The organism is Turicibacter sp. (assembly GCF_017941855.1).
Taxonomy (GTDB): Bacteria; Bacillota_I; Bacilli_A; order MOL361; family Turicibacteraceae; genus Turicibacter; species Turicibacter sanguinis.
Map to the genome: position 1 here is coordinate 1 of NZ_JAGAVR010000011.1, position 21,349 is coordinate 21,349.

The window sequence follows — 21,349 nt, forward strand, 5'->3', positions numbered from 1 at the left end:
CGCGAGTTTAACGTTTGAGGTCATTCCTAAGATGGCGTTGAATTATTATCCAAGAAATGAAATGACAAGCCGAATTTACAAACAAACGTTAAAGTTGTTACGTGATATTTCAAAGATGGAGCATGTCAGTGAGCTTAAACAGCTAGATATTCTCTACCTTGACAATCGTTTTACAAGTATTGAAAATCCAGTTGGAGAAGTCATGTTATTAAGTTTTGATAAGGATGCGATTGCTAATAAAGATTGGAACGCGGCGTCGTGGCTTGAAATAGAAAATTATATGAGTCAATAGAACTCGTGAGCAAAAGCTTACGAGTTTTTTTTGAAACACTTTGAGCAGATATTTAGCCATCAATTATTTTTGAAAAATAAAAATGATTTTGGTATAATTTGTCGTAGGAAAGTGGGGGAGAACGATGTACCTATTAATTGGTTTAGGTTTATGTATGCTTATGTTAGTATTGACCGTTTTATTAACGTTAAATGCTGTTCATTTAGAGGAAAGATTCAATAAGTTAAGAAAACGTAGTTCAAATTAAAAAAGTCGCTCAAAGTTTGAGCGACTTTTTTTATCGTCTTGTTACGATTTAGTAAAAGATCAGGACGACTCAAGCCATCATTTAGATGAATGACGTATTAATCCAGTTACTTAGATGAACGAGGTTTGTGATTAAGAAGAAGATTAGAATTAAACTAATGGTCAAATTGATGAGGCGCAGAATCCGGCGATCATCGATTTGTTGGATACGATAGAGGAGGTATCCAAGGAGTGCAATAGGTAGAAGGATTTTAAGAAAGATAATACCGAAAGGATTTCCGAATAAAATGGCGTTGAATCCGTTCGTAGCAGGCTTAAAGTTAGCGTTAAATAAAATCATCCCAAGCATTAAATCGATAATATTTAGGATGTATATGAGCCCAAGCTTGTGAGCAATTGTTTTGAATTCATAGTTTTTTAAGTAAAGAATCATCATAACTCACTCCTTTTTTAGTTTGTGAGTTTGTTATGGATGATTTTATGAAAATTAATCAAAACGGCGTGAAAATTTTTCACGCCGTTTTAATATGAGTGGAATCACAGTAGGTGAGAAGGTCATCTCTAATCGTTCCCGCTACCGATTCACTTACCAAGACAATTAAAATATCGCCAGAATGGAGCAGCGTATTTCCCCTTGGAATAATCTCCTCATTTCCTCGCTTCACACTGACTAGCAAACAATTTTCAGGCAACGCCAAATCCTTCACACATTTGCCATCAATAAAAGAATCGAAGAAAATAGGGACTTCGAGCAAGGTTTTGGTTTCACACAGGGCATCATTTGAATCTGTTTGACTGCTTTTTAAAATACGATGCAGAAGTGTTTCATAAATAGGCTCACTTCTAAATAATTCAGCTACTGTATAAGAAATGAGTGAGATTAAAGACAGTGACAGTAAATGTGAAAATGAGCCAGTCATCTCAGTAATTAAAATAATCCCAGTCATAGGGGCTCTGACAATCGCTGTAAAATAACCGGCCATCGCGAGAATGATAAAGTTTTGAATAAACTGTTCATCGATTCTAAAATAAGCAGATAAGACATTTCCAAAAAGCGCACCAGTTAAAGCTCCGAGCACGAGTAATGGGAAGAAGATGCCTCCTGGTACTGAAGAGCCAAAGCTAATCATTGAAAAAATAAACTTACTCATCAACAAAATCAAAATAAAGGCAATTGTAAAATTTCCTTCCGTCAAACTTTCAACCAGTGAGTGCCCCCCTCCTAAAACTTCAGGCAACATAAATAGTAAAACGCCGGCCATTAAAAAGGGAATGATGGGGCGATATTGTTTTTTTAGCCACGTCATAGAGTCGTAAGTATCTAATGTTTTTTCCGTTATTTTATTATAAAAGACCCCACATAAGCCGGTTATGATTCCAAGGATAACGATAAGTCCATAAGATGTCAGTGGAATGGCTTCAAGTCGATTAAACTGAAAGACAGGTTTTAATCCAAAAAAGTGTTTAGAAATAAAGTCAGCGGTTAGTGATGCAGACATGGCGGACACTAGAATGAGTGGTGAGAAATGTTTGTGAACTTCTTCTAGTGAAAACATGACACCCGCAAGAGGGGCATTAAAAGCGGCAGCAAGTCCTGCACTAGCACCACTTGTGATCAGGTATTTTTCCTCGATATTTGGGCGTTTAAATAGGCGGCTAATCCACTGTGCAGTTGCAGCTCCGAGTTGAATAGAAGGCCCCTCCCTTCCAACAGATAACCCGGCTCCTATACAAAGGGTTCCACCGATAAATTTACGAATTAATACAGACACTGGATTCATATTCAGTTTATTAGCAAGCACCCCTTCCACTTGTGGAATTCCAGACCCGCAAATCATGGGATCTTTAATCATGAGCCGTCCCACGAAAAGGGCAGCGAGAACTAATAAAATAAACCATCCTCCAATCATCCATAATGGTTGATTTAAGGTGATGAGCTGTCTAATATGCTCAGCTTTTTCTAAGATCATTCGATAAAAAACAACCATGAATCCCGAAGCTATCCCAACTAAAATGCCTTGCATAGCTAGTTTTAATTTTAAATGGTCAAACTGCGTGATGAGCCCCCTTATCGAAATTCTATCATTCATAATAGGCCCCCTTCCTAAGATTTTCGTCTTTATTATAGTTCCTCGTGAAATGAAATTCAAGGAGTTTTACAAAAATAGGTAAATGTGATTATGAAGTTAATTTTGTATAACTGGTTTACATTCTCAAATAATAAGACTAAATGTAAAAAGTAGGTGAACTTTATGGATATCTTTCGCGTTTTTAAAGGAAAGAAAAATACAAAAGCCCCTGAGCATCAGCCAAAAAAGATTCCTTTATTTAAGCAGATAGATAAAAATACAGAAAAAATTAAACAGGATTTAGGAAATGCTAATGATTTAATTGTTCGGGAATTTGAATTAAAAGGCGTATCAGGCTTAAAAGGAATTGTTCTTGGAATTGATGGGTTAATTGATAGTAATCAAGCCGAGGATTTTATTGTTCGTGTTTTAATGATTGATTTATCTCTAGTAGGTGATAGTGGAGAAAAAGATCGACCGTTACAAACCTTTAAAACGATTTATCAATCACGTATCAGTATGATGTCGGCAAGTTGTGGCGAAGATTATACTGATCTATACGATAAATTATTGACAGGACAAATTATTGTCATCTTAGATGGGGTTGCTCAGTTTATGGCTTTTGACTGTAAAGGGTGGCAAATGCGCTCCATTACAGCACCTGAAACAGAGATTGCCACACGCGGACCAAAAGATTCTTTTGTTGAGACTATTCGCGTGAATACAGCGCTTATTCGCCGTCATATTAAGGACCCACGTCTTCGATTTGACACGTATAAAGTCGGAAGAAGTTCTCAAACAGATGTCTTTGTCGTTTATCTTGAAGGGGTAGTAAATAAAGAATTCGTTCAGATTGCAAAGCAACGAATTGAAGCGATTGATATTAGCTGTATCACGGATAGTAGCCAGTTGATGCAATTAATTGAAGATCATCATTGGACCGTTTTTCCACGTTTGATTGAAACCGAACGTCCTGATAAGGTAACGGCCGCTGTTGTACATGGTGCGATTGCCATTATGGTCGATAATACACCATTTCAAATCATTGCCCCCTCTTATTTTCCAATGATGTTTCAAACAGCCGATGATTACTATAATCGTCCGGTTATTGCAACATTTGAACGGTTACTTCGTTACTTAGCGTTTATGATTGTTATTTTGATTCCAGGTCTTTATATCGCGATTTCAACGTATCATCAAGAAATGATTCCAACCGTTTTACTGGTGACGATTATCGATCAACGGAGTGCCAATCCATTCCCTACCATTGTTGAAACGTTAATCATTATGACCTTATTTGAAATTTTACGGGAAGCTTCCGTTCGTAAACCAAAAGCCATTGGGGATTCGATGACCATTGTGGGTTCATTAATTATCGGACAAACGTTAGTTCAAGCAGGACTTGTTTCCTCGATGGTGATTATTATTGGTTCATTAACGGCTATTTCTTCTTTTATTTTATCAAATATTCGTTTAAATAATGCGGTTCGAATTTTAAGCTTTGTGTTCATGTTACTCGGTGCAGCATTTGGTTTATATGGGATTACCCTTGGATTCCTTGCTCTGATTCTGCATTTATGTAGTCTAACGACCTTTAATCAACCTTTTATGGCACCGATTGCGCCTTTTAATTTACATGATCAAGAAGATCAATTTATTCGTTTACCGCTTTCTTGGATGAAATATAGACCGAAAATTTTTAACTCTCCAGATCGTGTCCAACACAATCTAGAAAATCCAAAACGAGAAGAGGAGGTATAAGATGAAACGGTTGTTTATCTTAGTTATGATGTGTTTTTGTTTAACCGGATGCGCCCATAAAATTGAAATGAGCAATATTGGACTTGTGGCAGGGCTTGGAATTGATAAAACATCAACGGGATATTTGATGACAGCTCAAGTTGTTAATCCAACTTCGATTGCCGGTAATCATCAAAATACACTTCCAATCGTAACGATTCAAGCTGAGGGGAGTACGATATTTGAGTCGTATCGTCGATTATCAAATTTGACTTCTAAAGTGCTATATTTGCCTCATCTAAGCGTGATTGTCATTGATGAAAACATTGCCAAAGATGGCATTAATGATGTATTAGATGCTGCTCTTCGCAATGTTAAAATTCGTCCTAATATTTCCTTAGTCGTCGCAAAAGAAACCATGGCTGCAACGGTTTTATCAACGTTAGCTCCAAACGAGACGATTCCGATTAATCAGTTAAATTCTTTAACGAACATGTGTCATGTGTGTACCGGAAGACAAGTCAGTTATAACTTATATGATGCGATTAATATGGTAAATGCTAGAGGAGTAGAGCTCGTTTTAAATAGTGTTGAAATTAAAAGTAATGACCCAAGTGCTGGGGAAAATGTTGATAATATTTTAGAGGTTAATTCCCCTAGTCAATTTGAGGTTAATTATTTAGCGGCTTTTAAGCAAGATAAGTTTGTTGGCTATTTAAATAGTCATGAGGCAGAGTTCTATAATGTTTTGATGGATAATGCCGAACGTTATGTCGTGAATGCCGTTGTTGATGACTATAATATTACGTTTGAAGCACGAGGGACTAAAACGGACATTAAGCCAAATATGGATGAAAATAAGGTATCCGTTAAATGTGAAGTATCAGGTTATATTATGGAAAATCAATATCCAATTGACTTAAGTAAACCTGAGAATCTGACAACGGTTGAAACCTATATCGCACAAGCAATGAAGGAAAATTTAATTCAAGTCATTACGAAAACTCAAACTGAATTTAAGAGTGATATTATTGGAGTAGGATCAAAAATTTATATGAAAGATCCAAAAAAATGGCATGAGTTGCAAGGGTATTGGTCAGACATTTATCCGACATTGACCTTTGATGTTGAAGTAGAAGCTAATATTATATCCGTTGGAGATATTCAAAATCTACAACAAAAATAAAGGGAGGTTAGTCGTGTGAAAACATCACGGATTAGTTTAAATCAGATGTTTACCCTATTAATTCTATACTTAACCGCAAGTGCAACCCTAAGTAATGTTGGACGATTATCTGGACCAAATATTTGGATTGTGATGTTAATTGCGGCTGTTTTGGGTAGTATTTTATTTGTTATTTATCATCGAATTAGTTACTTACATGGATATCAGTCCTTAACGCTAATTCTTCAAGATGTATTTGGAAAGGTTTTAGGAAGCCTAGTTGTGCTAGTCTACTCAGGATATTTTCTTTATATGGGATATCGAATTGTGATTAGTACTGGTAATATGATTCAATTTACTGTCATGGAAGGCGCTAGCATGTTTTTAATTCTTGGATTGTTAGCGTTAGTGATTTGGTATGGAATGATGTTAGGATTTAATACGATTGGACGAGCATCTGAATTGTTATTTTATTTGGTATTAATCAGTTTCATTCCACTTGTTTTAGGGGTGTTTACATCAGGTATCTTTAATTTTGATCATTTTTTTCCGATTTTAGAACATGGGTTCAAAGAAGTAATCCCAGAAATTTATAAAACCACTGTTTTTCCTTACGGTGAATTGATTGCCTTTTTAGTCATTTTCCCTTTAGTGCCTAAAGCTCAGAGTCCAAAAATTTTAAAGGTTGGATTTGCAGCCTTAATTTGCGGAACCATTTTGCTTTTAATGGTAGATATTTTTAATATTGGAATATTAGGTGAGGATTTAGTTTATAACTTTGTTTATCCCTTCTTTAACTCGATGAAGATGGTCGGAGTCAATATCTTTTTTGAACGTCTTGATCCTCTTGCCATTATTATTTTAATGACCACTTGTTTCTTTAAGATTTGTGTTTATTTTTATGCCGGTACTAGCTTAATTAATGGAGTCTTTAAAAAAATAAATCATAAAATTATTTCTTTGCCTATTCTTGTAGTAATGTGTCTATGTGGGGCACATTTCCAAGAAAGCCAAGTTGAAAATTTAAATCAGATTTTAAATGTAAATCCAACTTACCTCTTACCAATCTTTGAATTAGCCATTCCTGTTTTAGTTTGGATTATTAGTGAGATTAAATATCATAAGCATCCTATAGAAAAAAGTGAGACAAATTAGTCTCACTTTTTTCTATTTACGATAAATGGTTGTGGTTGATAAGCGATCGATTTCGTCCCATGATAATTGAATATAATGGGCACTTAAGCGTTCGTTTTCAGAATTAGCTTCTAATAGTTGTTGGCGTGCATCAAGTGATTCAGAATTGAAAATATCATATTCTGCTTGTTTGGATTTAATGGTATATTGATATGCTTTTTGCACATAATCATGTAGCGTTTTTACCTCAGTGTTAGGTAAGGTTAAAGTCGCCATGTTATCCATTTCATTTGTGGCTTGATCAAATAAATTTTGACGAATGCTTTGGTAACCAGAAGTATCTTCTGAGGTACTCACGGCAAATAGTTGTGAAAGATTAGAATCGAGTAGTGCAATGGTGTCTTCGAGGGCCACAATTTTTTTATACATGTAATCAACAAAGTCTTGTTGAGTGGCGAATGTTAAAGCCACTTCTTCTTGAGGAGTTGAAACTTCAGGTGTTTCGGTGGTAGTCGTCGTCTCTTTTGTTGGTGTGTCAGTGGTGGTTAGGGTGTTACTGGTTATAAAGTTCTCGACGGTTTGAGGCGTTGAGACTTTAGATAACGTTGAATCCTGTGAGCATGCACTTAAAAGTAGCGTGAGCATGGCGAAGGATAGGCAATATTTTTTCATGATTTCACCTCAGTAATCAAAATAGTCTTGCTAAATTCTATTCATGAGGTGCTAAAGATATGCGATTATTTTGAATCTGATATTTCTGTAGGAGCAAATTTTGTCCATTTTGATAGATAGCGAAAACGATTGAAAATTCCAAGTTTTTGTTCGTAGGAAACGCCACCGAAGTAATCACGTTTAAGAATGTAATTCACTTGCAGGCCAATCATAATGGTATATCCGAGAATAAAGAGCCAAAACAGTAGCATGATGATCACGGATAGGCTCCCATAAAATTTATTATAGTTTGCAATATGGTTGGCATAGAAGGTGAATCCAATTGATGACACACTCCATCCAATTGAGGTGACAAGAGCTCCCGGAATGATTTCACCCACTCTCATTTTGATACTTGGTGCTAAATAGAATAGCGATAAAAAGAAGCTAAAATAACCTAAGAAGCTAATCAGTGATTTAATGATATTAAAAATCAGCAGTAAATGAGATTGGATATGGATATTTAAAAGTTTAAAAATTAAAATGATAAGGCCTTGACCAAATAAAGCGAATACTGTGACTAAGGCAAGTGATAAAATCATGAAAATAACAATAAGGAAAGAAAAAATACGTTCTAAATAGGCAAATTTCATATAAGGAACTTGATAAGTGGTATTGGCAGCGGCGGCAATTCCGTAGAATCCTTTAGAGATTAACCACATAAACGAAATACCCGTTGTAATAAGAAAAAAGATATTTCCAGAAGGGGTCGACGTTGTTGAAAAAAGATTCATTAAAAGTAGTTTTAACTCATTGGGTGCATAAGCCATGATTAAATACTCGACTAAATCTGTATTCAAAGATAAATAGGTTCCAAGTTGAACAATTACAACAAGAAGAGGAACAATGGCCATCACGAGGTTAAAAGCAATTTGCTCGGGTAATCCTTTGATTTCCCGTTTTTTGAGTTGTTCACTTAGCTTTTTAAGAAATTCGAGAGAAAAGATATGCTCCATCGGGTGTGCCTCCTGTTTATAATTTCTGATTAAAAAACTATTAGATTTTAACATTTAATTCCATTATAGTAAATGAATCATCATAAATGAATCAAATTTATCGCTAAAATTTATCAGTTGTTTATGTATATATTGTGCAGAAATTCGACAAATTATTATAGAATTCTTTTTGATAATGAGAGGTGATAAAAATGAAAAGAAAGTTCAACTTTGGAACAATAATGTTAACATTATTACTTTGTTTAGGGTCATTTTTTACGGCTTCAGCAAAGAATATTGGTTGGGGAATTCCTAAAGGTGAAAATCATCAACAACCTTGGCCAGGCCAAGAATATGATGATATCGTTCGAAATAATGATGCATTTTATATTGCACCAGCTGATCAGATGGATTTATATTTAACATTTGATTGTGGTTACGAGAATGGAAATACCCCATTAATCTTGGATGTATTAAAAAAATATGATGTTCCAGCCATTTTCTTTGTTACAGGTCATTTTATGGAACAAAATCCTGAATTAGTACAACGAATGGTGGATGACGGTCATATTATCGGGAACCATACGTATCATCATCCCGATTTAACAAAAGTCAGCAAGGAAAAATTTAACGAAGAATTAACATTAATTGAAAATAAATATACAGAAATTACAGGAAAAGAAATGGTGCGCTTTTTAAGACCACCCGAAGGGCATTTTAATCAACAAGTTCTAGATTGGTCAAAAGAGCGTGGATACTATAATCTATTCTGGTCTTTAGCCTATATGGATTGGCACGTCGATCAACAACGTGGTTGGCAGTATGCCTATGATCAGATTTTGGCTCGCATTCATCCCGGTGCGATTATTTTAATGCACAGTATTTCAAAGGACAACGCAGAATGCCTTGATCGCCTAATTCCAAAACTCCGAGAAGAAGGATATGAGTTTAGATCTGTGCAATATTTATTGACACGTGATATGCCTGAACCTATTGAATAAAAACCCGAAAAAACACAAAAAAGACATACTCTTTTCATTATTCGTACATAAATATATGTCATAATATAAACGGATGAAAATGATAAAAAATTTTCTCCCCCTTTGATTTTCTTATTCATTATGTTTTCTCACTCCCTAAACGGTCTGTGTTCCCCCACAGGCCGTTTATTTGTTAGCCCAACTATTTTCGTTTTACGAAAATTAGTTGGACTATACTCCGCCTTTGGCGGAGTTATCCATGCAAGTGCTGAGATAGACGTGAGTCTATCTCTTTTTTTATAGAAGGTGTAGATTTTAGCAGAATGATGGATTAGCGCTACTATGTTAGCTGTTCTTCCTAAACGAAGTGAAGGATAGAACAACTATACACCTGTGGTGTACTCGGCATCAGGCCGAGTTATCCTAACAAGGGGGACCCCATCCACGAAGTGGTTTTCTCCACTAATGGGGTGGCAAATACGCTAGGTGTGAGCCCATTCCCTAGTAGCAGAGGATAAGATTGCTAGTCCCAATCGCTAGGTAACCCATTGCCTAGTAGCGGAGGATAAGATGCTAGGTGACCCATCTCATTTTTATAAAAGAATTTTATTATTTAACATAAAAAGGTCCCGCTTCTATTGGGACCTTTTTATGTTAAAACATATCGGTGTGAGCCCCGACTTCGACGGCAAGTTCAAGAGCAGAAATGAGTTTTTCAGCTTCGGTATGACCGGGTGCGATTTCGAGTAATTCTTCGACTAGATTGTATTGACTTTCGGTAAGTTGGAAAGTTTTTGTTTTTTCCATGAAGAGTCTCTCCTTTTATTCGAAATACTATTAGTATAGGTAATTTGTTTCCTATTATACTTTATTAGTTATTTTAAAATTTATGACGATTTTCGTTGAATTTTAAAGTTTATCATTGTGATGATAAAGCCCTCAGTTTCCTCTTCAGATTTTGCAACATCTGAAACATTAAATCCTATAAAAGGAAGAAAATAAAATTTTAAAAAAGTTTGTTTATTTTGTTTAAGATTTGAAAAGTGTTCCCATAATGTACTTGTATGAGACGTAACTCTCCCCCTATGTTATGTTTAGTACAAGATGATAAATCTTTTCTCCAATTCTCAACCTCTCTTAGAAATATAATAAAAAGGAGTCATTGAATCAGTTTCCCCCCTGTTCATTGACTCCTTTTAAATTTATGTCATATTCTCCCGTTTTGATTTCTTATTCATTTGGCATTAAGTGTAGGTTTTCAACTTTCTTAACGTTTTGACGTCGAGCATAGAAAATTACCAAAGCAAATCCTAAAGCCATGACGATGTAAGACGTCATTAAAGTCCCTGTCACCCCAAACGCCATATAGCCTAAGGCAGCGATACCTGCTGATAATAGAGCGTAAGGGAGTTGGGAGTTGAAGTGAGCTCCGAGGTCACAACCTGACCCAGTGGCTGATAGAAGGGTTGTATCTGAAATCGGTGACGCGTGATCTCCAAAAATTGCACCCGATAAGACAGCAGCCATAACCGGTATCATCAGATTTAAGTCGATGGCTGCGGCAACACTTCCCGCAATTGGAAGTAAGATTCCGAATGATCCCCAAGATGTTCCGGTTGAGAAAGCCATAAAACTTGCGACTATAAACATGACAACTGGAATAAAGTTTGGATTAATATTGGTGCTTGTAATCACTGAAGCTAAATAGCCTCCAGCATCTAAGGCTCCAACTAGTTCACAAATCGCCCAAGCTAATAATAAAATTCCAATCGCTCCAAACATAGAGCGAGCTCCTATCATAAAAGCTTTTAAAAAATCAGGTAGTGTGACTTCTTTGTTTAAAACATGACGATAAGCCAGTCCCATTGAAACGATTAATCCAGCCATTCCTCCATAACGAAGTGCTTTAGAGAGAGCGATGTTGTCAAGGACGGTGAAGAAGAAGTTAAACTCAGGATCAGTGACTGATTGTGCCCCTTGAATTCCGGTGATAGCCATTGTTCCAACCGTGACAATAATTAAGGTTAGAATAGGAAGAATTAAGTCCCAAATCGTTCCTTTTGAAGATTCAACATCTTTTTCATGAGGATTCGATAGTTCGCTGCCTACAATTGAGCTGTCGCTTCCTTGTAACGTGTCGGCTTCGTATTTTTTCATTAATCCAAGATTTAAGTTAAAGCGAATGACAACGAAGACCATGATGAGGGTTGTGATGACATAAAAATGATAAGGAATGGTCATTAAGAAGGCTGAGAAGGCACTGTAAGAAATGCCTGCTCCTGCTAAGATGACAGCCATAGAACCCATGATTCCAGTTGCCCAACTTGAAATGGGGGAAATGACACAAATAGGTGCTGACGTTGAATCAACGATATAAGCGAGACGAGCTCGCGATACTTTTTGTGCTTCGGCTAATGGTTTTGAGACATTTCCAACGACTAAAGCGTTGAAGTAGTCATCAACAAAAATCAGAATTCCTAAAATAGCAGCGGTATATTGTACCCCTTCGCGTGTTTGAACGCGACGAATAATGGCTTTTGTAAAAGCAGTGGCCCCTCCTGATAAGACGATATAGCCTGTAATAATACCTAGGGCGATTAAAAAGAAGATGATGGACATATTCCACTCATTTAAGAATCCGTAAAGTCCATCCTCTTCAATGACTAGAGAACTAAAAGTGATGAGTAGGGTTGAGATGGTATCTCCGATGCTAAATGCTGATAAAATTAAAGCAGCACAGATGACACCGACTCCTAGTGATAAGATAACGCGACGTGTGATGATAACCAAAAGAATTGTGAGGATTGCCGGAATTAAGGCATAGATGGTTCCAACCATTTTCATTCTCTCCTTTTATATTGAACTTTGATTGAATCATCTCGTCCGGCTCTGAAAGTTATAAAAAAAAGAGCAATGCAGAGTTAAACTCATACATTGCTCAATAATGGGGTAGCTAAAAAAAGATCCCTTAGTGATACACGTATTATTTAACTCTCCGATCATTAGTTCTCCACTACCATAGGCAGTGACAGTGTTAGACTTCTTCAATCTAACCCCAGCAAAAAATAGCGGACACTATTTTCACTTCGGCATGGATACCTTTTAGAATTTGTCTTAGACGTCACTCTCGAAATTCCTACTCTTTAGCCATGCACCTCTAACTCATCAAAGAGAACAGAGACGTATTCAATTATCCCTATTGTAGCATCTTTTATTGTAGAGTCAATATGAATTGTTATAAATAAGTAAAAATGGTATAAAATTACGTATCATTGCAACATAATAAATGAAAGATCATCATCTCAGTGTATTTATTGCGAATAAGAGAGGATTTTGTCAACTATCTGCGAATAAGATATGTAAAATAATCACGAATGTGGTAAGATAAAGGGTAGCTTAAAAGCATTGGAGGTTTTTTTTATGAATATGTCACCTTTAAAGGTTGGTCAAGAATTTTTAGTGACGATTAAACGCATCGGGATTAACGGTGAGGGAATCGGTTATTATAAAAAACAAGCGGTGTTCATCCCAGGAACATTAGTTGGGGAAGAAGTTGTGGCAACTTGTACACGTGTAGCAGGTGGTTATGCAGAAGCAGAATTAGTACGCGTTAAGAAAAAATCAAGACATCGTTGTCAACCAGCTTGTGAGGTTTATGGACAATGTGGTGGATGTCAATTACAACATATGACCTACCCGGAACAATTGCGTATTAAACGCGATGCCATTTGGCAAGCGGTTGAACGTTACACCAATTTAGATCCTGAAGAATTAGATATCCGTCCAACGATGGGAATGGATAATCCATATAATTATCGTAACCGTGCTCAAATGCCAGTTGGGTATGATGAAGATGGTGTGATGGTCGGATTCTATAGCATGAACTCACGAGAGTTAGTAAATGTCACAGATTGTGAGGTTCAATACGAAGAAATCAACAAAGTCGTGAATCACGCGGTTGATTTATTAGATGATTATAAAGTTTTTGCGTATGCACCCAAAACGAAAAAAGGAACAGCTCGTCACATTGTCGTTCGTCGTGGATATCGAACAGGTGAGATTCAAGTGACGTTTGTATTAGCGAATAAAGACTTCAAGAAGATGTATTCTTTAGCGCTTGATTTAATGAAGTATTGTCCTGAAGTGAAGTCAGTTTATGTCAACTATAATTCTGATGACACGCATGAAATCTTTGGACCAGATATGATTAAAGTAGCGGGAGAAGATTTCATTACAGATCGTTTAGGTAAATTTAAATTTAATTTATCACCACGCGCTTTCTATCAATTAAATCCAGAACAAACAGTGAAGTTATATAATCAAGTGAAGTATGCTGCTTCTTTAACAGGAACTGAAAAAGTGGTAGATGCTTACTGTGGAGTTGGAACGATTGGTCAATGGGTGGCTGATCAGGCAAGTGAAGTACGTGGGGTGGATATTACTCGTGCGGCTATCATTGATGCGAAAGCAAATGCAAAATTAAATAACATTGATAATACGTATTATGCGGTTGGTAAAGCAGAGTCAATCGTGCCAAAATGGGCAAATGAAGGGTTCAAACCAGATGTGGTTATCGTCGATCCACCTCGTACGGGAATGGGGCCTGAGTTAATTGAGATGTTAAAACGTGTCCAACCAAAACGTATTGTCTACGTATCATGTAATCCATCAACGTTAGCTAAAAACTTAAAAGAGTTAACAAAAAAATACCGAGTAGATTATATTCAACCGATTGATATGTTCCCTCAAACATCTCATGTTGAAGCGGTTGTTCGTTTAACTCGTATGGATAAATCAGAAAAAGTAAAAAAAGATTCACGTCGTTAATTTAGGAGACTGAATCGACATCATAAATTTTATCTTAAGCGTCATAAAAGATAATTTTATAAGGTTAAAGGCATAGACCTTGCGACTAGAATTAAAGTCAAGAAGATTACTTAAATTGTAATGTTCTTGACTTTTTTTGTTGTTAGATGATTTAGATGAGTGAAATTTAAATGCATAAAATGACAGGTTTAGAAGAGATGAATCATGAATTAGAATATTAAGAGGATGAGAAGTTTATTTTCTATCATTAAAACCAAGAAAAATGATGTTTTTTGTTGTAAAATAGAGTTAGGTTATATCTATCATTTAAAATAAGTTTTTCATACTTGGAAAATTTTTAGCGATACTCGTGGAGTTGAGAATAGATACTTATAGGATGTCTTAGTCTCAAAAAGACTTAAATTCTCAGGATGATTTAGATTGGATGGAGTTGAAGCAATTGTTTTTAGAAGTATCAGAAAAAATCAAATGGTGTCGACGTCAATATCATATTAAGCAAGAGGCTTTTCAGGCGTATGGTATTTCTCGTAGTTATATTAGTATGGCAGAAAATGGACGCCGCATTATTCCTAATGAAACAGTTGAGTTGATTTATAGCATTCTTTTGGAGTTATCAGATGGGGCTTTACAAGAAGAGTTTACACTAGAATCATTTAAAAAATCGGCCGTTGAACAGGCAAAGGATTGGGTGTCTGAGCGCTGTCGATTGGAAACCTTATCAACTGAATATGAAAAATTTAAAAAAGTCGTGGCACAGTATGAACTATATGAAGAAGGCCTAAAGTTAGAAGAATTAATTGCCGTTGATTATCAACAAAAAAGTCAATGGATTGAATCGAATCAACACTTTTCGTTGGCGATTTCCTACGCTTCTTTAAGTCATCAAAATCCAACGTTATTGTACCGTGGGATTGGTTTAAATATGGAGAAAATGGGAATGTATGAAGAGAGCATTTCTTATTTGAAGATGAGCCTTCATTCACTAAGCCCAGATATGACGGAGTATCGTTATAAAATTCTTTATAATTTAGCCAAAGGATATTTTCAGGTCGACCAACTTGATTTAGCGTTAAATCATATTGACTTAGCACTAAGAGAGGGAGAGACGCCCCAACCTCTAACTCGGGCAGCTCACATTATTCTTAAAGGGATTGTTTTGCGCAAATGTGGTCGAATTCAAGAGGCCATAGACGTGCAAGTTGCTTTTATTGAAAATCCATGCTATCCGCCATTTGTCACCGAAGTTTATCAAAATTTAAGTTATTTATACAAATCTCAAGGGAGATTTGAAGAGGCATTGGAGGTTTTAAATCATTTAGTTCAGGTTGTGACCGATGAAGTAAAAAAGCATTTAGCACTTGGATTAATGGGGACTATTTATTACGAGTTAGGTGATTATGAACTGGCAGAGGATTACTTAAATCAATCAAAAGAAAAAATTTTAAAATATGGGATATTCGAACAAGCGAAAGCTGTCACGAGTTCTTTAATTGATATGTACATTTTAAAAGGAGTTGAATCACAGATGATTAACTTCTTTGATGAAATAAATGAGTATGTTGGTCAGAAGTATTTATCACCCGCTATTTTTCATCATGTCAAATCTTATTTGTTTGATCAATTTTATCATAATAAAATTGATGAAAGACAGTTCAAATTATGGATGTTTCATGTCGAATGTTTAGGAAGGGATTAAAATGAAGAGAAAATGATTAAGGTTATTCGTGATGATGGGGGTCTTCATCCATAGTAATTTATTCAATTTTGAAGTTTTAGCTTATGATCACACTACAGAACATGGTTGGGAAACGACCCCAGATATTCGTGTTTAAGTCGAATGATCATCACTTTAATTAAACTCGCTTCAATAATTGGAGCGAGTTTTTGTATGAAATCCCTTCAATAGGTTCTCGTCTATTAACTATTGCATATAGTAAGATAGGTAGAAATGAGTCAGATAAAATTGATCCTGAATTGGATAAAGGGTGATGAACATGTTGTGTATTTTTTGCGAATCTAAGTTTGAAGCGCAACAATTATTAGCTAAATTGAATGATTATAAAATCGTCACAGATTATCTCTTCAACATTTATGAAATAAAATTGAATGGGAAAGATATCATTTTGGTTCAAGCAGGAGAGGGAAAAGTTAATTTTGCTTATGCAATGGGTGTGATTACAGAGAAGTATCCGATTACCGCGGTTATTGGATTTGGAAATTGCGGATATATCGGAAAGCAAAAAAAAGATCTTGGAGATATTGCCATTTCAGATATGGTTTTCCAATATGATGTCGATTTTCAAGCCAATCATTATCGATTATTTGAAATTCCTGGAACGAATCAAGTTGTTTTCCCAAGTGACTTACATTTAAAGCAATTTGCTTTAATGGCTTGTAAGTATTTAGATTATAAGGGCCAGGTTGGACTTTTTGGAACAGCAGATCGTTTTATTAATAGTAGCATTATTTCCGAACATTTAAATCAAAGTTATCGCATTGAGTTTATAGATGTTGAGGCAGCTGTTTTAGGTCAAGTCGCTTATCGTCATCATCTCCCATTTATTTGTGTTAAAGCAATCTCTCATTATGGAGATGATGACGCTTTTCAAACCTTTAAACAGGCGTTTCAAGCTGCTAATGAACGATCAAGTGATGTTGTTTATACGATGCTTGAAGCCATGACGCGAAAAGGTGTTTATTGTTAGGAATATAAAATAATTGAAAAAGACAACCTATAGTTGTCTTTTTTTGATGAATTTTATTTAATTTATGATATAACTGAGATAAGTTAATTTTTTTTAAGGTGGGATGAAGTAGATGAAAAATAGAATTTTAGTCGCTGATGATAATCAAGATATTCGTCAAATTCTTCAAATCTTATTAACAGGTGATGGGTACGAGGTTGTGACGGCTTGTAATGGTGAGGAAGCCATTGAATTAATGGATGAGAGTATTGGACTTGTGATTTTAGATGTCGAGATGCCAAAGAAGTCTGGGATTGTTGTCTGCTCTGAAATACGTCAGAAGTCTTTTGTTCCGATTTTATTTTTAACGGCCTATGGCCAAGAATCGGATAAAACGATGGGATTTTCAGCGGGTGGCGATGATTATATCACGAAACCTTTTTCAAATAGTGATTTATTGATCCGTGTTAAAGCATTATTAAGACGAGCGTATCAGTATCATTCAACGACTCAGGTAAAGGTAGAACCGACGATTACGATTGGTGATTTAGTGGTGGATTTGAATTCGACGCGTGTGATTTTAGAGGGAAAAGAGGTTTCCTTGACCACGACAGAATATGAGATTTTACGACTATTGATTACTCATCGTAAAAAAATATTTTCGATGGAACAAATTTATCAAAGTATTTGGAATGATTCAGGGCAAGTGATTGGCGACAATGCCGTCATGGTTCACGTGCGAAATTTGAGAAAGAAAATTGAGAAGGATTCAAAAAATCCAGTCTATATTAAGACGGCTTGGGGAAAAGGGTATTATGTGGATTAATCGATTTCTTGAAAAGGTAGGGTTACCAAAGTGGAGCTTAGTGATTACAGGATATGTGGTCATTTCATTATTACTATCTTTTATAAGTTATGTTATTTTAGAGGAATCACTTTATTCGTTAACGAGTAAAGTTGCGAATCAGTCTCCCAGTTATGCAGACGAAATGGATCGAATCAATCGAGATATTCAGGCGTACATTACGAATCATCAATTATCTTTAGAAAATGCTAAGCAACTAGAAGAATGGCATCGAGCACATGATGATTTGCTAATTTTGATTTACCAAGGAGATGAACTTTATTATGATTCAAGCTTAATCTCTTATGGGTATCAAGAATCTGATATCATGTACATTCCAAAAACTTATGCACTCCAATTTAGTGACGGGACGGCTTGGATAGATATTTATCCGTTTTTTAATCTTAATTTTTATTTGTGGGGACGAGTATTGTGTGTCATAGCTTCGATGGTGATTTTTATGATTACCTTTATGACCTTGTTGCATCGACAGATTACTTATATCTTAGAAATTAGCCATGCCGTTGAACGAATGAAAAATGGTCAGTTATCGACTCAAATTGAAGTGAGAGGTCAGCATGAAATCTCTCAGTTAGCAGCAGACATTAATGACATGGCTAAAACTTTAGAACAACAAATAGAACTTGAGAAAGAATTAAAACAGCAAAACATTCAAATGATTAGATCACTATCTCATGACTTAAGAACCCCCTTAACCGCTGTTATCTCTTATTTAGATATCATCAAGCAGGAAAAAGATAAGGGAGAACAGACGAAATATCTAGAGATTGTGTCTAGCAAGGCATTTCAGATCAAATATTTAATTGATCAGTTGTTTCGTCAGTGTGTTGTAGAAGAAAAAAAAGCGCCAGTTATGACGCTAAATGCAGATGAGATGATTGAACAGTGTTTACATGAAGTCGTTTCTTCACTGGAAAGTGAAGGGTTTGAGGCTTTGGTAGAGGTTGAAATCGAGAATTCATTTAGTTTACAGATGGAACGTCATGATTTTTACCGTTTAATTGATAATATTTGTTCAAATTTATTAAAATATGCGGATGCTTCACATCCGATTAAGTTTAGAATTTGCGAATTAGAAGATGTTTTAGTTATCAAGGTTTGTAATAAAGTTTTACTTCAAATTAGTGATGAGATTGAAAGTCATGGGGTAGGACTGCAAAGTTGTCGTATGCTGATTGAGAGTGTTGGAGGAAAACTAGAAGTTTATCAAGAAGCAGATCAGTTTATTTTTGAGTGTGAGTTACCAATCCTACAGAATTGTTAAGATTTTTCAACATAAATTTTAAAGATTTGGATGCTATAATACAGATGTTAGAAAAAGGAGGGAATGAAATGGCACTTGGTTATTTGTTTTTGTTATTTGTTATTTTATTTATTTTAGCATTTTTAATCGTTGTTCTTTTGATAAGCGTTAAAAAGTCTAAACTAACACATGCTATGATTTGGATTTCAGCTGTTTATAGTTTTTGGTTAGCCTGGATAAATGTCACTTCATTGCCGACGAATTTTTATTTAGAACAAGGAATTGGAATTTTGATTGGTACAAGTGCATTAGTTGGACTTATTTTATATTATCGACATCGTACGGGATGGGCAAAAGGATTTGTTATTTTTTCCATTGTTGCAAACATTGTTCAATTATTTTTATTCTAATTTAAAAAGCAAACGCTCGATGTTTGCTTTTTTTATTTTCTATCAGTTTATTAACTCAATTAAGGGGCATATAAGAAAACAGACATGATGATCAGATAGGAAGTAAAAAAAATCCTTTTTTATTAAATCAGTTGTCTTATTTTAGGGAATTGCTGAATATAATGAATTAAATATAGTTTTCCTGGGAAATTTTAAAAGCTAGGGTAGCCCTAGCTTTAGAAGATATTAGGATGGAGACAACGTGTGATTATTTTAATTCAAATGACTGACAGTCAGTACATTCACATTGGACTGGGTTCTTTTCATGTGTTCCCACTGTGATTTGATTTAATTGACAGAAATGTTTTTGATTGTTATTAAATTTACAACTACTTACTGTACATTTGACACCTGGATTTTTATCATGCATTGTGATCATCCTCCAATAAATTTGTTGTTAAACAACAATTATAGTATGAGAATTTAGGAGTAAAGTTATGAATGTTAAATGTTTACAAATCAAATAATTTGAAAAACAAAATAATTTTGATATAATAAATAAAAAGCAATGACTGAATTCCAAAAAGAGGTGATTTAGAATGAAAAAAAAGAAAAAGGTCATTATCGGTTCAACGGTTGGTGCAGGATCTATTTTTGCGTTAGCAACTTGGATTATTGGGAATATGGTTTATGATGGAACAGTTGGAAAGAATCCGTCAGTTAGTGCAGAAGATATGACTGTTTTTTACACAGAGCGTGAAGATAAAGTGTTAGACACATTAGATAAATATGAACATGCTACAACCTTTGTACAGAGTCCTATAAATGGCTATGAGGTTGAAGTTTTAGATATTAAGGCGAATACGCCAACAAATGATGTGATGGTAATTGTTCACGGAATCGGAAGCAATTATCATGAGGTCTTAAATTCAGCATTTAATTATTTAGAAAATGGTTATAATGTGGTTGTTTACCATCAACGTCATACCGGATTAACAGGTGGTGAAAATTATACGTTTGGATTATATGAGCGATTTGATTTAGATGCTGTTGCAGGATTTGCTCGTGAGTTATATCCAAATGGAATTTTAGGAATTCACGGATTTTCGATGGGAGCTGCCACAGCAACGATGCATACTGAGTTAAATGAAGAAAGTAAATATGCTGATTTTTATGTGTTAGACGCGCCATATCATACGATGGAGAGTGCCGTTGAACTTGGAATTATCGCTGAAAATATTCCATTTTTACCGGTGAGTTATGCTAAATGGGCTGGGAATGTCGTGTTAAAACTTAAAGAAAATCTAGTTTATGATGATATTCAACCTGTTAAAGCTGTTTCGAATATTACGGTTCCCGTGTTATTAATTCATGGAACAGAAGATAAGGTTACCCCACCAGAGAGTAGCCAGTATATTTATGATGCGATTCCACATGAACAAAAAGAACTTTGGTACATAGAGGGACTCGGTCATTGTGAAGCGGATGACTTAATGGAGAAGGAGTATTTTAGTGGAATTTATCAATTTATCGAGAAATATGTTAGATAAGTTGAATGACAATATGAAGACCAGGGATCATCTCATTTCGTTTAGGCGAATTGGGATGATTTTTTTATATGACAAAAATGAAAGATTTCTGTCATCTAGTTCGATGTTATAAGATTAGGGCAGGAGATATAATGTATCTGTCAGTGAGTTTTAACAAAACTTTTTGAGGAGATGATGGAGATGAAATTTGTAATCGAAATCTTAAACGTAATTGGTTTAGTCTTAATAGTAGGGATTAAAGAAGAGCATGTGAATGAGTGGTGCAAGTAGCATTTTAAATACATCAGTTTAATTAAAGGAAGATGGGAGAGATAATCATGCTAAGAGCAGTAATGGAAATTTTAAAAGTCATCGTATTAGTCTTAGTAATCGGGGTAAAAGAAGAGACTGTTAATGAGTTATATGTAGCAGAGTAAACTTGAGTTCAGATAGATGAACTCTTTTTTTTGTGACAAAATTGTAAGGATAATTATACCAGACGCTAGGGTATAATAAGAGTAGTTGGATTTAGAAGTGGAG

At 35.3% G+C, this 21,349-nt stretch carries 19 protein-coding genes, 1 pseudogene and 1 riboswitch; of the genes and pseudogenes, 13 read left to right on the plus strand and 7 right to left on the minus strand.

Features of this window, described 5'->3' with window-relative positions; all coding sequences use genetic code 11:
- Both J6D32_RS01820 and J6D32_RS01825 read left to right on the plus strand, forming a co-directional pair.
- Positions 1 to 292 (plus strand): annotated as a pseudogene (locus tag J6D32_RS01820) (hypothetical protein); the annotation flags it as partial.
- A 124-nt stretch (positions 293 to 416) separates the two neighbouring features.
- Positions 417 to 539: a hypothetical protein gene (locus tag J6D32_RS01825; protein ID WP_006783455.1), complete on the plus strand. Its 123-nt coding sequence runs from the start codon at positions 417 to 419 to the stop codon at positions 537 to 539.
- A gap of 81 nt (positions 540 to 620) precedes the next feature.
- Here J6D32_RS01825 and J6D32_RS01830 read toward each other — a convergent pair whose 3' ends face one another.
- Together J6D32_RS01830 and J6D32_RS01835 are read right to left on the minus strand one after the other, a co-directional pair.
- Positions 621 to 971, minus strand: coding sequence for a DUF5658 family protein (locus J6D32_RS01830; protein WP_039930959.1), 351 nt, complete (start codon positions 969 to 971; stop codon positions 621 to 623).
- Between the two features lie 79 nt (positions 972 to 1,050).
- Positions 1,051 to 2,628: a ClC family H(+)/Cl(-) exchange transporter gene (locus J6D32_RS01835; RefSeq protein ID WP_287467225.1), complete on the minus strand. Its 1,578-nt coding sequence runs from the start codon at positions 2,626 to 2,628 to the stop codon at positions 1,051 to 1,053.
- Between the two features lie 162 nt (positions 2,629 to 2,790).
- Here J6D32_RS01835 and J6D32_RS01840 point away from each other — a divergent pair, with 162 nt between their 5' ends.
- Genes J6D32_RS01840 through J6D32_RS01850 form a run of 3 tightly spaced genes read left to right on the plus strand, consistent with a single transcriptional unit; the run spans position 2,791 to position 6,667 of the window.
- Positions 2,791 to 4,368, plus strand: a complete 1,578-nt coding sequence (locus J6D32_RS01840; RefSeq protein WP_055164949.1) for a spore germination protein — start codon at positions 2,791 to 2,793, stop codon at positions 4,366 to 4,368.
- Between the two features lies 1 nt (position 4,369).
- A complete protein-coding gene (locus J6D32_RS01845) occupies positions 4,370 to 5,533 on the plus strand; it encodes a Ger(x)C family spore germination protein (RefSeq protein ID WP_006783451.1) in 1,164 nt (387 codons plus the stop codon).
- A 15-nt stretch (positions 5,534 to 5,548) separates the two neighbouring features.
- Positions 5,549 to 6,667: a GerAB/ArcD/ProY family transporter gene (locus J6D32_RS01850; RefSeq protein WP_006783450.1), complete on the plus strand. Its 1,119-nt coding sequence runs from the start codon at positions 5,549 to 5,551 to the stop codon at positions 6,665 to 6,667.
- A 12-nt stretch (positions 6,668 to 6,679) separates the two neighbouring features.
- Here the strand turns inward: J6D32_RS01850 and J6D32_RS01855 are convergent, their stop codons facing one another.
- Both J6D32_RS01855 and J6D32_RS01860 read right to left on the minus strand, forming a co-directional pair.
- A complete protein-coding gene (locus tag J6D32_RS01855; RefSeq protein ID WP_006783449.1) occupies positions 6,680 to 7,318 on the minus strand; it encodes a hypothetical protein in 639 nt (212 codons plus the stop codon).
- Between the two features lie 65 nt (positions 7,319 to 7,383).
- Complete coding sequence (locus J6D32_RS01860) at positions 7,384 to 8,313, minus strand: YihY/virulence factor BrkB family protein (protein WP_009607265.1); 930 nt, start codon at positions 8,311 to 8,313, stop codon at positions 7,384 to 7,386.
- A gap of 191 nt (positions 8,314 to 8,504) precedes the next feature.
- On the opposite strand from J6D32_RS01860, the gene pdaA reads away from it, so the two are divergent.
- Positions 8,505 to 9,293, plus strand: a complete 789-nt coding sequence (gene pdaA, locus J6D32_RS01865) for a delta-lactam-biosynthetic de-N-acetylase (RefSeq protein ID WP_006783447.1) — start codon at positions 8,505 to 8,507, stop codon at positions 9,291 to 9,293.
- A 633-nt stretch (positions 9,294 to 9,926) separates the two neighbouring features.
- Here pdaA and J6D32_RS01870 read toward each other — a convergent pair.
- Positions 9,927 to 10,079 carry a hypothetical protein gene (locus tag J6D32_RS01870; protein WP_006783446.1) on the minus strand — a complete coding sequence of 51 codons (153 nt, stop codon included), beginning with the start codon at positions 10,077 to 10,079 and terminating at the stop codon, positions 9,927 to 9,929.
- 423 nt (positions 10,080 to 10,502) lie between these two features.
- Positions 10,503 to 12,110, minus strand: coding sequence for a Na+/H+ antiporter NhaC family protein (locus J6D32_RS01875; protein ID WP_006783445.1), 1,608 nt, complete (start codon positions 12,108 to 12,110; stop codon positions 10,503 to 10,505).
- Between the two features lie 157 nt (positions 12,111 to 12,267).
- A riboswitch (Lysine riboswitch) is annotated at positions 12,268 to 12,440 on the minus strand.
- Positions 12,441 to 12,692: 252 nt separating this feature from the next.
- Here J6D32_RS01875 and rlmD point away from each other — a divergent pair.
- The 6 genes from rlmD (at position 12,693) to J6D32_RS01905 (ending at position 19,301) form a co-directional block, all read left to right on the plus strand.
- The gene (gene rlmD / locus J6D32_RS01880) at positions 12,693 to 14,099 is read left to right on the plus strand and encodes a 23S rRNA (uracil(1939)-C(5))-methyltransferase RlmD (protein WP_006783444.1); all 1,407 of its coding nucleotides are present in this window, start codon (positions 12,693 to 12,695) and stop codon (positions 14,097 to 14,099) included.
- 424 nt (positions 14,100 to 14,523) lie between these two features.
- Positions 14,524 to 15,795, plus strand: a complete 1,272-nt coding sequence (locus J6D32_RS01885; RefSeq protein WP_006783443.1) for a tetratricopeptide repeat protein — start codon at positions 14,524 to 14,526, stop codon at positions 15,793 to 15,795.
- A gap of 298 nt (positions 15,796 to 16,093) precedes the next feature.
- Positions 16,094 to 16,804 carry a 5'-methylthioadenosine/S-adenosylhomocysteine nucleosidase gene (gene mtnN / locus J6D32_RS01890; protein ID WP_129821490.1) on the plus strand — a complete coding sequence of 237 codons (711 nt, stop codon included), beginning with the start codon at positions 16,094 to 16,096 and terminating at the stop codon, positions 16,802 to 16,804.
- A gap of 112 nt (positions 16,805 to 16,916) precedes the next feature.
- Positions 16,917 to 17,609, plus strand: coding sequence for a response regulator transcription factor (locus J6D32_RS01895; protein WP_006783441.1), 693 nt, complete (start codon positions 16,917 to 16,919; stop codon positions 17,607 to 17,609).
- Complete coding sequence (locus tag J6D32_RS01900) at positions 17,599 to 18,912, plus strand: HAMP domain-containing sensor histidine kinase (RefSeq protein ID WP_287467229.1); 1,314 nt, start codon at positions 17,599 to 17,601, stop codon at positions 18,910 to 18,912. Before J6D32_RS01895 ends, J6D32_RS01900 begins: the two co-directional genes overlap by 11 nt.
- Positions 18,913 to 18,956: 44 nt before the next feature.
- Positions 18,957 to 19,301, plus strand: a complete 345-nt coding sequence (locus J6D32_RS01905; protein WP_195944722.1) for a hypothetical protein — start codon at positions 18,957 to 18,959, stop codon at positions 19,299 to 19,301.
- Positions 19,302 to 19,548: 247 nt separating this feature from the next.
- On the opposite strand, the gene J6D32_RS01910 is transcribed toward J6D32_RS01905, so the two are convergent.
- Positions 19,549 to 19,710, minus strand: a complete 162-nt coding sequence (locus J6D32_RS01910) for a DUF1540 domain-containing protein (protein ID WP_006783438.1) — start codon at positions 19,708 to 19,710, stop codon at positions 19,549 to 19,551.
- 169 nt (positions 19,711 to 19,879) lie between these two features.
- Here J6D32_RS01910 and J6D32_RS01915 point away from each other — a divergent pair, with 169 nt between their 5' ends.
- Entirely contained in the window at positions 19,880 to 20,830 is a 951-nt protein-coding gene (locus J6D32_RS01915; protein WP_009606818.1) for an alpha/beta hydrolase, read from the plus strand.
- Positions 20,831 to 21,349: the final 519 nt, after the last annotated feature.